General features: G+C 60.7%; 7 protein-coding genes and 1 pseudogene. All 8 read right to left on the bottom strand.

The window, feature by feature from the left end:
* Positions 1–68: 68 nt before the first annotated feature.
* The 8 genes and pseudogenes from AC1DES_RS18825 to AC1DES_RS18790 all read right to left on the bottom strand — a co-directional run bounded on the left by AC1DES_RS18825 (position 69) and on the right by AC1DES_RS18790 (position 12311).
* Positions 69–932: a protein phosphatase 2C domain-containing protein gene (locus tag AC1DES_RS18825; RefSeq protein ID WP_476897223.1), complete on the bottom strand. Its 864-nt coding sequence runs from the start codon at positions 930–932 to the stop codon at positions 69–71.
* 77 nt (positions 933–1009) lie between these two features.
* On the bottom strand, positions 1010–1777 hold the full coding sequence (locus AC1DES_RS18820; RefSeq protein WP_476897222.1) for a vWA domain-containing protein: 768 nt from the start codon (positions 1775–1777) through the stop codon (positions 1010–1012).
* 306 nt (positions 1778–2083) lie between these two features.
* Positions 2084–3622: a DUF4407 domain-containing protein gene (locus AC1DES_RS18815; protein WP_476897221.1), complete on the bottom strand. Its 1539-nt coding sequence runs from the start codon at positions 3620–3622 to the stop codon at positions 2084–2086.
* A gap of 43 nt (positions 3623–3665) precedes the next feature.
* Positions 3666–3968 (bottom strand): hypothetical protein, encoded by a 303-nt coding sequence (locus tag AC1DES_RS18810; RefSeq protein ID WP_476897220.1) that lies wholly within the window; start codon positions 3966–3968, stop codon positions 3666–3668.
* An 884-nt stretch (positions 3969–4852) separates the two neighbouring features.
* Positions 4853–5956 (bottom strand): annotated as a pseudogene (locus AC1DES_RS18805) (IS3 family transposase).
* A 2757-nt stretch (positions 5957–8713) separates the two neighbouring features.
* Positions 8714–9625: an NADP-dependent oxidoreductase gene (locus AC1DES_RS18800; protein ID WP_476897219.1), complete on the bottom strand. Its 912-nt coding sequence runs from the start codon at positions 9623–9625 to the stop codon at positions 8714–8716.
* Between the two features lie 1060 nt (positions 9626–10685).
* A complete protein-coding gene (locus AC1DES_RS18795) occupies positions 10686–11597 on the bottom strand; it encodes a DMT family transporter (protein ID WP_476897218.1) in 912 nt (303 codons plus the stop codon).
* A 336-nt stretch (positions 11598–11933) separates the two neighbouring features.
* Complete coding sequence (locus AC1DES_RS18790) at positions 11934–12311, bottom strand: DUF1003 domain-containing protein (RefSeq protein WP_476897217.1); 378 nt, start codon at positions 12309–12311, stop codon at positions 11934–11936.
* Positions 12312–13233: the final 922 nt, after the last annotated feature.

The following is a 13233-nucleotide window of genomic DNA, read 5'->3' as shown; positions in this document are numbered from 1 at the left end:
TAGATGTACAACACCGAACCCGCCCTGCCCGAGCTCCTTGTCAACGTTGAGCCCGGATAGCTCCACGCTCATCCGACATCGCCCCGAGCAGCCTCTGCGGTCCGCTCGACAGGCACAGCCGCTGGGCTCATCATCTGCTCAACCCGAAGTGCGGGTTCCTCGTCTCCCGCGACCTTCGCAGCCGGCCAGACCCCGACGACAGTTCGATCGTCGACAAAGCCCTTTCGCGCGAACTCGACCTGCGCCCCAAACGTATATATACCTGGGGGCTCCGACCACCATCCGGCCAACGCGGCCCTGGCCTCTGTCGAGTTGCGGATGGCGTTGCCCACACCATCCGACATGACGAAGAAGGCCCCCGCGTTGGCAGATACTGCCGCCTCCTGGACCTCCGGTCTCGTTGAAGGAAGGGCGGAAGTCAGCCCAACGAAACCGTCTCCTGCGTCCGCTTGCGGAGTGATCTCCGACCACAAACCGTCAGATAGCAGCCATACCGGAGTGTCCCCCACCCACGCTATGGCTGCCGTGCCGAGTCCGCCGTCCTCTACAGCCAGCTCCACCAGCGTGAGTGTTGTCGCTCCTACGCGGAAGCCCTCCTCGTTGCAAGGAATGGACTCCAGCAGATGATTGTTCACGCCGCTCACGATCTCGGTGAGATTGCCAACACCCCCTGACCATGCTTCTGCGGCGACTCTGACCGCTGCAGTGCTGGCATCACGAGAACGCGGTTTGGAACCTACACCATCGGCTACAGCGATGAAGAGGACACTTCTATCCGCATCCCACGCACACATGAACGCATCCTGCCGTTCCTTGCCCCTGTTTCGGTGCGATAGCCCGCACACCGACGCGGCGCGAATGGCCACTCCGCCGATGTCATGCTCCGCGAGTTCGATCTCGGTCCCGGCTGAAGGTCCGAGCGGGACGCCCACGCGCACCCCAGCCGCGAGGCGCCCCGGGTCTCCGATGATGAACGGAACATCCCTGAGTCGTCCCACGCCCGGGCCGCTCAATCGTCCTCGATTATCTCGTCAACGTCAACGGACCCGTGCACTATGTTCGCAGTCTGTGTCGGTTGAGCGGCCTTCAAGTCGCGCTTGCCCGTGGCGTTCGTGCTGGTCGCGTGGACAATAGTCTGGTTGATGAGGTCCTTGACTTGGGCAATGACCGCCGCGGGGTCGTTGTCCTTCAGTAGGAACCACTGTCCGAGCTTCTCACCGAAGTCAGGGTACGCAATATCCTTGAGCACATCCGCCCGCGCATCGCGGAAGCCGTAGGCAACGACATATGGCCATCCCTTCGTTGCGTCCTTGCCTTGCGTACTCAGGAACACGTTGCGGAACTGGTGCCGATCGCTGGGCGCGCCGTCGGTGAGGAAAAACACGCACGGACGATGGATCTGCCCATTCTTAGCGCGGATCACCTTCTTGTCAGCCCGGAACACCTGGTCATACATGCGCCACGCCTCGCTGAAGTTTGTACCCCCAAGCACCGTGAGCTGCGGGACAGCTTGGATGCTGGACAGCTGCGAAAGAGGAATCGTCACCTGCGCCGAGCTCCCGAAACTAATGACCCCAAGAAGCACGGTGTCATCCGTCTCATTGTCCGAGCGCAACTCGGCAATCAGTTGCTCCACCGCTTGCCGCAGCGTCCCGAGTTCTGCGCTCATTGAACCTGACTGATCCAGGATCAAGTAAAAGGGCATCACTTCCTGCCCCTCAGCTATCTCGATCCGACTGCCTTCTTGGTTGTAGTGGACCTCAGAGTAATCGCTCATGTTTTCTCCCGGCAGTTTCCAGATGGAGCTTTGGCGTCATGCTAATCGGATGGCGGGCTGCAATGCAACGAAGCGCGTTTAATTATCAAAAATGCCCACCCAGGTACGCGAAGGATCACTCGAGAATTGCCGGAAATTTTTAGGTTTGGAGCTGATTGCCGGGGAGGGAGCAAGGTGCAGTTCGACCTTCACCGGCTCACGGTCAGGTGACCAAAAAATATCCGCCATCGTTGTCCGAGGAACTGACGTGTAAGGCACGTCAACAACCCACCGCCTCCCGCCTTAAGGCGGCTGGTTGCTGCCGGCTCAAGCGATGTCAAAATTCTTAAGTGTGCTTGGTGGCGTTTTACCAGCCCCGTTTGAAGTGGCCGGCGCGGCGCTTGGAGTCGGGGTCCCCGGTGCCTGGTTCGGAACGGTCGGCGCACCGCTTGGGGTGGGCGCGCCCGGTGCCCGATTCGGAGCGGCCGGCGCACCGTTGGACGTGGCTGTTGAAGAAGCTGCGCGTTGCAGGGTGGACGCAACGTGTCTGCTCCACTGTTGCAATGCAGCGTCCAGGTATTTCTCCATCTGGCCCGCTACGTACACATTCGCTTTGATACCTAGCTGTTTCTCTCGCGTTCGCATATCGTCTTCGATGTCGCGGCGCTTTTTCGATTCTTCCTCCATCCGACGGCGGTCTGCGTTACGGCGGACCTTTGCCTCATCTACTAGCGAATCCCCGTCTAGCTTTTTTACTTGCTCGTAAAGCGAGGGAGGACCGGAATTAAGCAATAGTTTTACGCCCACGGGAAGCACTTCAAACATGAAGAACAGACCGCCAATCGCAAAGTGCCCTGCGCCCATAAAAGGGTTAGACTCACCGAGCGTTAATAGAGCGCGCAACTGAGCCAAGAGACCTTGGTCATTAAGTGTCCCGGAGTTCACCTGGTTTTGGATCTGAGCTAGTTGCTCTCTTGCAGAGGCCAACTGGGACTCCGCAACTGGCAACTGCTGCGCGGCAGCTGCTTGAGCCGACTTGAGAGACTCGGCTTGTTGGGCAGTTGCAGTGTTGGTGTCCTGTTGCAACTTGTCCCTTGCTTGCTGAAGCTGGCTCTCAAGGTCACTTAAAATCTGTTGCTGTTTCTTGAAGTCAGCCTCAATCTGAGGAAATGGGCCGGCTGGACCCGCCGTAGGACTACACTTGCTCGGATCTTTCAGGGAGTTCCTTCCCGTCCCATAAAGCTCGCACTCATATAACTTATGAGCTTCGTCGGCAACCGGACGCTGTTGGTTCACCGAGTTCGTAAGCTCTTCAATTCGTTTGTTATCCACATCCACAATCGGATTTGCTACCGCACCATTGTTGCCTGCCTGTACCTGCTGAAGACGCGTAACGTCGGCTTGTAAACGCTCCACATTCTTCTGGAATGCCGAGGCTTCTAGAGGTGTTTGGTTATTTTGGGATTGCTGGAGATTGTAATAGGCCATCTGCGCGTTGATGTCGGATTCAAACACCTTAAGTACCAGCGGAGTCGAGACAACCAGGCCGATCAAGGCAGCCATGATGATCCTGGGAATAGCCATCTGCAGAGCTTGTCTGAAAGATGACGTTGACTGCATGCTCGTAGTGAGATAACGGTCTAGATTCAAGATGAGGAGGCCCCAGAGGACCGCAAATGGGACGGCTAAGATCGGATTGATCTTTAGGCTTTGAACCAAGGCAAACCACATCGAAACTGCTGCCAAGAGTGCAGTGCCTAAAAGCACGAAGGCAAACTGAACGAACCCACCAAGTGACGTTGGTACTAGTTTCAGGAGTCCAGGCTCCGCACCGCCGAGAACTGCTACCTTGTCGATGAAGCGCATGCTCGCCCGATTCGAACGGTCCAGACGCTCCTTCCAGCCTGCGTCACGCATAAGCCCACGCACCGATAGCAAGCATGACCAGACCAACAAAGAAGATCGGACTCCATGCAATAAAGCCACCAATCCCGAAAAGGACTCCAATCACGATCAAGCTCGGAGGGATCCATGGAAATTTATTTATGATGGCGACCCAGCCGGATATAATTCCCCAGCCAACGAGCAGTACCACCACAAGGAGCAACAGGACACCGAGAAGTCCTAAGACCATGCCGCCGCGGTCTGCGGCAGTGTCACCCGCAGTGAAGACGCTCGTCGCAGCTAGCTCGATGAATTTGCCCGTATCCATCCTGCAGAACATGGCCATTCGACCTTATCGAGACCATAAATTGGTCGATTGATAGTTAGGCACTGTTCCGTTTAGTTGGACCTTTATATTCTGGGTTCCCGTCCTACAGCTTTCGACATAGATTCCCCTCATAGAGGGCGCGACCTTGGATGGGTCTGGGGTCGGCGTCTCAGGACTGATGGCTACAGGCGCCGTGGTACTTGCCGCGGTTTGCGGAGGTTTGGGAGAGCAAGAACGCGCGCTCGCTCCCGGGATTAGAACGGTTGCCGATGCTGCGAGTATTCTCTTGGGGCGGAGTTCCATTCGGCGACGCTATCAGCCACCGGATACGTATCGAACGAGTAGTTTGTACTCGTTTATTCCCCTTACCTCGCTCGATGAACCGGTGTGCAGAACACAAAGTGAATATGACTGACAAGATCCCACGACAGCCGCAAGGTACCCCCACGGGTGGCAAGTTCGCCGCCACCACCCACTCCGACGAGGTCCCCGCCCTCGCGACCAAACCCGCGGAGCGATTCGCCGGGTTCGCCCCCAACGCCTACCAGCAGTCAGGCTGGGACGGAATGATGGGACATCCAGGCGTCGTCGTCGACTGGCACGCCCGGGAGTTGAGAGCTACGACGATTAGCCCGCGTGAGTTCACGGACCCCACCAGGCCGGAGCGGGCGGGTTGCGCTGGCGCGTTGGCCCGGAGCGGCGCAGGCCCGGTTCTTTGGCTGGGTCAGGTGGGTGTCTTGGGAGTCGGCGATGGGATGGCTGAAGAGCGTGAAGAGCCTTACGGCCGTCAGATTGCTTCGGCCGGTCAGCGAAGGCCCTGCTGCCCGGGTTCAGTCGCGTACGGTCTTCAAGTGCTGCAGCGTGAGCTGCCACGGACAGCGGAATTAGTGCGTGTTTTTCGCTGCCTGGTCTTGCCATTGATAACCTTGGTGGACGTCGTTAGGCCGCCGATGACCGAGCGAGGAGTGACGGCTTCGGCTGTTGTAAAACCCCCCATGTAGCGGACGACGTCGTCCCGGGCTTGTGATTTAGTCGCGTGGACGGTCCGGTACACGCGCTCGTTTTTCAGGGCTGAGAAGAACGATTCGGCCATGCTGTTGTCCCAGCACACGCCGGTGCGTCCCATCAAGGAGCGTATGCCGAGGCCGGCCACCAGGGCCCTGAAACCGGTCGAGGTGTGCACGCTGCCCCGATCGGAGTGCCAGATCGCGTCAGGCTCGATCCGGGTCGTAGCGGCGGCGTTCTTAAGCGCCTCGGCGATCAGTTCGGTGCGCATGTGATCGGCGATGGACCAGCTCACGACTTTCTTCGAGTAACAGTCGATAACGGTGGCGAGATAGACGAACCCTTGCCAGGTGTTGATGTAGGTGATGTCGCCGAAGAACTTCACCCCGGGCCGGTCGGCGGTGAAGTCCCGGTTGAGCAGGTCCGGCATGCCTGCGGCTGCCTGCGCGTCTCAGTGGTGATGCGGAACGGGCGTGGCTGACAGGCCACCAGGCCCTGGGAGCGCATGATCTGGCGCACCAGCTCGGGTGAGCCCGGGTCTGTTCTGCGGCGAGATCGGCGTGGACGCGCCGGTACCCGTAGGTGCCCTCGGACTCCTCGAAGAAGTGCTGGATCCGCGCGGTCAGGGCCTGCCGGCGCCCCGAGGTGGCCGATGGCGGACGTGTGGCCCAGTGATAGAAACCGGAGGTTGAGACGGCCAGCCAGCGGCACATTCTCTCCACCGAATTCAGACTGGCGGGCTCAGCTCTTTGGGAATCAATAAATTTATACTCGAGCTCCTTCATGCGGGCCCGTTCAGAGACCGTCAGATCCGCCGCTGTCCCGCCGTTGGCCTCGCGGTACTTGTTCAGCCAGTTGCGGAGCGTCTCGGGACCGACACCGTACGCGGTTGCCACGTCCTTGATCGGCTTGGACGTGTTGATCACCTCGCGGCACAACTCGTCCTTGAACTCCTTGGTCAATCGCTTGCGTGACGCGGTCATGCTGATCTCTACTTTCGGTAGATCCCCATTTTAAGAGGGCCCACTGTCCGAAATCTCCGCGGCAGCTCAAACTTCTCCAGCCAGATCAAGTCTTTCAGGGCAAGAAGCGCCGCTCCTTGTCGATGAGGGGTGCGGCTGTTTGGGGGAGGCCTTTGGTGTGGAGAAATTGGGGGTGTGGACAGTGTCCACACTTTGCGTCGCGGACTGGGCCGTACTGGTGCCGGACTCAATCGGTTTCCGTATGTTTCGGCGGGGGTCCAGTGTTTCCAGGGTCTGGAGTCCGGTTCGAGTCCCACCTCGGGCACGCAAACCTCCTCGTCAGAGGAGGTTTTTGCTTTAACGTGCTGACAAAGCTTGCGGTCGCGTCGTCTGACGGGCTGGGTCGCGGGCTGTGGCCTGGGCTGCCGCGGTGGCCTATGTGGGTTGGCGGGTTCAGGGTCCTGGCTGGTGGGCACTCCGCCCGCTGTGGGTGGGGTTATGCTTTTCCTCGCTCCGGTTCTGTCGGGTTGGTCCTGGGTGGGCCAATACCTGTTCATGGCTTTGGGGTGCGGGAACGACATGACGAAACCATTTTCGAGTGGAAAAACGGTCTCGGGGGCCGTTCATGGTTTGTGCGGGGGAGTTGTGGTGGTCAATTTGTCCTGCCAAAGTAAGTGGTGGACAACGTCTACACTTACGTCTGCTTTATTGGAGTGGCCGTAAGGGCCGCGTCTACTGTCAGGTTTGGCATGAATTCTTGCCGACGGCGTCAGATAGAAAGAATTCGAGCCCAGCCGGACACCCTTAACACCACGGCCTGCCGTCAGGTTTGGGTGTGCCACAACCAGACAGTCAACCGGCGTTTGACCCAGTTCCTCCGGACCTGATAAGTACGGTTACTTAACAGCCGGGTTCGCCTGACTCTGAGCATCCCGCCCTGCAACGTCGTTCAGAAGGCGCAAATAGTTGGAAATCCAATATTCACGCTTATCAGTATCAGGCTAGGGCGCTACCAGCGATGGTCGCAAAGTGCGTCGTGTTAGGTTGTCTGGGCCCGGTTGGGGCTGCCCCCGGTTTTGTTGACTCCTTGACCTAGCGAGCTGGTGCTCCTGGAAGGATGATGACCGTGCCGACGGCCTATGAGGGCGGGGTTCCGCAATGTGAGTAGTGGTCGCTGGGCGGCGGCGGGCTCCGCTATGCCGTTGGTGGTGCGTGCTCGCTTCGTGGAGAGTCGGCCTGTCGGTTGGTCATGCAGCTGTTCGCTTCTCCATGAGATGTTCGGAAAGGAGGAACCGGCCGTCATGATGTTCGTCGATTTCCAGTATGAGGGCCGCCCCGTAGGCGGAGCTTGTTCGGGGCTGGACCGCTTCCGGAGGTCGACTCTTCATATCGGAGCGAAATCGCGCGCAGTACACGACTGCTCCGCCCGGACGTACGTTTAAGCAGTTTGATTGGCGGCGCCAAAGGGGGCAAAAAAGAGGGTGTGCACAATGTGCACACCCTGGGCTTCGGATCGGGTCGTACTGCTGCCGGACTGGGCCGGATTGCGGAGGATTTCGGGGGAGTGGCAGAAATTCAGGTGCTGGAACCCGGTTCGAGTCCCACCTCGGGCACAGTGTTTCCGCAGGTCAGAGGGGTTTTGGTGTTTTTTCGCGTGCACATTGTGCACACTCTCGCCTCTGATCTGATTTTCCGGGTGTGTGGGGTCCCGAAGGGCTATTCGGTTGTGTGGGGGAGCGGCTCGCTACGGCGGACCGCGTACTGCCCTGTGGGGTCTCTTCTGGGTTTTCATCCTCGTTAGTCCTTCCTCCGGTTATTCGCGTTCACTACTTCATAGTGGCCGGGGCCGCGTACAACATGACCAGCTGATTGTTCTTTAGATCGACCGAGGGTTTGCGGCCGGTCCGGAATTACCGCTCTGATGCCTGTTCATGCAGGAAAGCGGGGCATGACCTGGTAACTGATCCGGAGCAGATCATGAGCTGTTCGGAGCCTGGCCAGTCGGTAGGCGGCCGGATTCGAGGGCGAGTTGTAGGAACTGGTGGGCCTTGCTGTCGTGGCCCTCCCTCCAGTTAACCCGCCGCCTCAGCCGTCATTTCCCCGTCATCGCCGCATCCAACTGCTGGGTATCCGGCGTTGCTGTCCTCACTGTTTTGGCGGTGGGACCTGGCCACGTTGTCCTCAGTTAGATCCTGGACGCCATTCCAGAACCGGTCCTGACGCCGACGGTGGTCAGCGACCGGGTGAACAGCGTCCGCAATATCGGAGCCGATCTCATCGAACCGGCCCCTGACACGGCCACCTGAGCCGCTCCTGCCGAGTCGCCCGCGGGCAGCCTCGTGGAAGCGGCGCCGACTCAGGCAACCATATGAGACAGGAATGGCCGCCCGGGCAAGGCGACGGCCATTCGCCTGGTGTGGTGAACCCGCCTGCAGGGGTTCCCGGTGTGGTCCTTGGCTGAAGAAAGCCTTCCGCCGCGGGCGCGTTAGGCGTGGACTATGGAGGCTGCGAGCCGCAATGCACCGACCTGTTGGAGGCTGTTCAGGACCGCCGGTCCTTGTGGTTGGCCCTGCGCGGCGGTGGCCTGGCGATGATGTGCAGCCGGTCCGTTGGGTCCGGGCGCTCACCTGTACGCGGAAAAGCCCGAAGAGACAATTAGCTGTCCTTTTCGAGGCCCGCTCATGTGCCGGCGACCTCGGACTGCACAGAGTTAAGGTAGCGTCCGGCCGATAGTGTGGCTGCCCGGGTCCGGCGTGGCAGTGCCTGCCGGGTTACGTGTCAGCTGACGGTCACGATGAATTTGCCGAGGACATGGCCCTGTTCGCTTTTCGCTTGCGCGGCCCCGATATTTTCCAGCGAGAAGGTTTCCTCGACCGGCATCCGAAACTTTCCTTGCTCGAACAATGCTGCTGCTTCGGCGCGTGCTTCCGGTGCATGGCCCGGGCCCCGGCCGCCGGTGAACCGCACGCCATACTCGGCCGCCCTGCTGTCGGCGATGGTGATGACTTTCCCCGCACTGCCGGTGAGCTCAATAAGCTCCGGCAGGATGCCGGAGCCCACCGCGTCGAAGGCGACATCGACGCCGTGCGGGGCAACGTCCCGCATGCGGCCGACCAGGCCCTGGCCGTACGTCGTCGGGATGGCGCCCAGGGAACGCAAGTACTGGTGATGGACTTCGCTGGCCGTGCCGACCACGGTTGCTCCGCCAGCGAGGGCAAACTGGACGGCGGCCAGCCCGACGCCGCCAGCGGCTCCGTTGATGAGGAGAGTTTGACCCGGCTCTAAAGGCAGCAGATTCAGCGCTCGGCGCGCGGTTTCGGTCGACATCGGGTACCCGGCAGCCTCCTCGAAAGAGAGACTGCCCGGCTTCTTCGCCCACTCGACCAGCACCGCGTACTGGGCCGCGGCACCGGTGGCCGCGGTGCCGAAAACCTCGTCGCCGACGGCGACCTCCTCCACACCATCGCCGACCTCGTCCACGACTCCCGAGGCGTCCATCCCCACCCCGGCGGGAAGATTGATCGGCATGACGGTTGCCAGCGCCCCGCTGCGAATCTTCCAGTCGAAGGCATTCACCCCTGCCGCACGAACGGTGATGCGGATCTGGCCGGCGCGGGAGTGGGGCTCCTCGATGTCGACGACTTTGAGGACTTCCGGGCCGCCGTACTCGGCAAACTGAACAGCTTTCATGGCTTTCTCCCTGGTGAGTTGGCGGGATGAGTGCTTTTCTCATGATGCCCACGACATATGCGGGGGAGCAAGGGTTCAGGACACATGCGGCCGCTCACGCCTGCCCGGGTGCGGAACGCCGGGCCTGCCCGCGTTCCGGTCATCGGCAAGCTCCGGGGTAGCCAGTGAGCCCGTGCTGTCCTCGTGGGCGGGGGCCCGGGCCAGCATGCGGCGCACCGGCCGCGTGCCGTTCTGCGCAGGCTTTAACCCGTCGATGATCGGACGGCGTGGATGTCGTCCGAGAAATTGTGGCCCTACCAGAAACCTTCATGTCGGGATGCGGATCGGTCCCGCACCGGTCCCACAAGCCCGTAGCTGGCGCACGAGGGTAGTCGAACGCGCGAGCGGATTTCATGTGGCGTTCTCTTCCGTCTGGGTCAGACGGGAACATGGCAGGCCGGCTCCGGTTGTTGAAGACAACGAGGGCGTCAGCCTTCCCGCCTCGGAAGCGCCGGCCGCAGCGCTCTCATCTGCGGGCATCGCAGCCAAAACTGACACGGATGCGTCCGATATGCTCCCGGGCCGCTTGCTGCCTGCGGACCCCGTTCGTTCGGCCATATCCACGCCAACGAGCAGCGACGGTATTTTCGGCGGGCAAAGCCTCGGCTGCACGGAAGTCCCTCAACGGCGAGAACGGTGAAGCGCCGCTTTAGACCAGGCCATCCAGCGGCAGGTGCTCGACGACGTTTCGGAGTCTCTCGGCATCCCTTACGCCTCAAAGACAGGTAGCCGTGGGTGGCGGCGGCGACGACTCCGATGGCGAGATAGACGAAGCCGATCAGGCCAATTCCGCGCCTGCCTCTTGGACGTCTGCTAAATCCGCGTACCATCGCTCATCTCCCGCCGCGGGTATGAGGACGTTATAGAAGCGCGCAACTCATTCGGGGAGACCTGGAATACTTCTTGTTCGTTGTTTGTGTTGCCGGTTCGCCCGAGCGGAATAATCAGGCGCGGCTAATATAGGCTGCCGCGCAGCGGGCGGGGTAGAGCAGCGGGCGAGACGGATGCAGAGCCCCGGCTATTAGGCCGTGGTGCTGGCCGGTGCCTTTTTGACCGTGGCAAGCAGGAAGACTCCGGCGACGGCTGTTGCCCCGGCGAGTAGGAACGCGATGAATGCTTCTGCCGGGGCTGTGTCGGCCTCACCGAGGACGGTGATGCCTAGGGTGACGGCGACGAGCGGATCGATTACTGTCAGGCCTGCGACGACGAGTTCGGACGTCCCTCGGGTGTGGGCGTTTTGGACCAGGAATGTCCCGAACAGGGCGGCGATGATTAGCCCTGCCAGGCAGGTCAGGGATAGCCATTCGAAGTCGCCCTGGAAGAGTCGGGCAATGACGGTTTTGGCCAGGGCTGCGACGAACCCGAAGAGTATGCCGGCTCCGGCGGTGAACACGACGGCGCCCCAGCGGTGCCGCGAGAGACCGAAACCTGTGCCGAGCGCGGCGAGGACGGCGCCGAGCAGTATCAGAATAGTGATGAGTTGCCGGTCGTTGATTTCAACGTCCCGCGCGGAAACTGCAGCGACTGCAACGAACACCCCGACACCGGCAATGCACAGGGCCACGGATGTGAGCGCGCGGCGGCCCGGGGACCTCCGGGTCATTCTGGCGGTGGCCAGGGTCGTGACCACAAGGGCGACCGCGCCGATGGGCTGCACAACGATCAGGGTTGAGAGTCTCAGACTTGTGACCTGCAGGAGTATTACTGCTCCCAGCATGGCTGTGCCGGCGAGCCAGGCGGGTTTGCCCAGAAGGGCCTGCAACCGGCCCCCGCCCATGCTCCCGGCGGCGCGCCCCGGCGCGGGTCTCTGCTCGTCCACGGCTTTGTGTTGGAAGAGGGTGCCGAGGGCAAGCAGGATCGCTCCGGCGACGGCGATCGGGATGCCAAGCCAGTGATATGACGACAAGGTCGGCACGGCGACAGTCTGGATCATGATCCGACCCTACATGTGGCTTGTAGCGCTGACTGCACCGTCTCAGCGCCCTCCTGCGAACGCGCCCGAAGATCCTGAAGCCTTTCCAAAGTTTCTCGAACTGGCCGGGTGTGCACAGAATTCCCCGGCCCAGAAAGTGGCCCGGAGCGGTGTTCATCCACAGCGGGTGGTGCTTCTGCTTTGAGCGGGGAGTCTGGCCCAGGGCAAGGAGCCGGCTGCGTAGGAGGACCAGCACCCGTTTCCGGCCTGGCCTCATCCGGACAACGGGTGCATGTCAGATGCCTGCAGGATCGATGACGCCATGGAGTTTAATGGTCGCCAGTTCCTTCAGCTCCTTCAGAATCTCCAGCTGCTGGCTGTTGATGGCCATAAGCAGCTCAAATCTCTTCCTTCGCTTTTTGCGTTGGTGTCGTAGTCGTGCTGGGCCATGGCGGCGGCGATGGCGTCCTGCCGTTTGGCGGCGATCAGCAGGATGGCGCCTTGGAGTCCGGCCAGCATCGAGAGCAAGAGGTTTAGAAGGATGTAGGGGTACGGATCCCAGGAATTGGCGGCCAGGGCCCATGTGTTAATGGCGGCCCAGACGAGCATGAAAGCGATGAAGCCGCCCACGAACGGCCAGCTTCCCATTCCGTTTCGCATGATGTCGGCCTCGCGCTGGCCTCTAGTGAGGGTGGCTTGGTGCCCCTCGTGCCAGGTCTTTTGGTGGTCGGTCATGACTCGGGGTGCCGGGGGAAGACTACCGTCCGGCCTCTGCTTACCAGCAGGCGGCAAGCGTTAATATGCTAAGCTTGCTTAGTTTCTCTTTCTGTCAAGCAGAGTGCGGCGAGGGCTAACTTGAAAAGTCCCCGCCGGTCGTTGTGGCTGGCGGGGCCTCATACACTTCGCCTCCAACACCTACTGGCCTGTCGCGATGATCAAGCTTTGGCGTGGCCGTGAACTTCGCTGGCGCGCTTGAGCCGTGTTCAATATGAACTCTCTCAACAATCCCTCCCGAATGCGTCACTGGAACAGCAGCTCCCAACCGCCAAACCGGTTGCGCCGTCAGCAGGTCTATTTCTTCTTGCGTCGGCCGAAGCCCCACCCCGGCGCAAATGGGCCGCCGTCTGCAAATAAGTTCCTCAGCGACTGCAGGATCCGTCGCCACAAACTGCCATCAGAGGTCACCTTGCTCTTGGGGATAGCGTACACATCGAGATATTTTGCCGAGCGCAGGCCGCGAATGGTGTCTCAGTAACCGATCCCTTTGCGGGCTGCACCATGCGCCAAATAGCGCCGTGAAAACGCCGCCATTTATCGCCGAAACTCACACCCTAGCCCCGTCCTTCATTTGTCCGCTGGCCACGTGTGACGCTGATACCGGAACATCGGAGGGGGGCTGCTTTGAGGAATCTGGCAACCCCGGGCATAGAAGCGCCCCGATGCTATTGGGGGATGCATCGGGGCGCTTGTTGGAAGCTTATTCGAGCTCTTAGTGAAGGTCAACCGCCCGCGTTGACTCATAGAAAACCTCCGCGTAGCCGGATACGTTGCCTCAGTTGAAAACCTCCGCGTAGCGGCGTGGTTCACGGCCGTGGCAGCGGATGAGGGTTATGCCCGTTTTCATGGAGCTAACGATGGCCCAGCGCCAGGCTGTGAC

This window comes from Arthrobacter sp. 05T442 (assembly GCF_056395945.1).
Note: the sequence above shows the minus strand (reverse complement) of the source record. Positions and strands in the feature narration are given on the sequence as shown.

Excerpts from the sequence above, each read along its gene's own strand:
- AC1DES_RS18820 (WP_476897222.1), bottom strand. The coding sequence starts at position 1,777 with ATGAGCGATTACTCTGAGGTCCACTACAACCAAGAAGGCAGTCGGATC.
- AC1DES_RS18815 (WP_476897221.1), bottom strand. The coding sequence starts at position 3,622 with ATGCGCTTCATCGACAAGGTAGCAGTTCTCGGCGGTGCGGAGCCTGGA.
- AC1DES_RS18810 (WP_476897220.1), bottom strand. The coding sequence starts at position 3,968 with ATGGATACGGGCAAATTCATCGAGCTAGCTGCGACGAGCGTCTTCACT.
- AC1DES_RS18800 (WP_476897219.1), bottom strand. The coding sequence starts at position 9,625 with ATGAAAGCTGTTCAGTTTGCCGAGTACGGCGGCCCGGAAGTCCTCAAA.
- AC1DES_RS18795 (WP_476897218.1), bottom strand. The coding sequence starts at position 11,597 with ATGATCCAGACTGTCGCCGTGCCGACCTTGTCGTCATATCACTGGCTT.
- AC1DES_RS18790 (WP_476897217.1), bottom strand. The coding sequence starts at position 12,311 with ATGACCGACCACCAAAAGACCTGGCACGAGGGGCACCAAGCCACCCTC.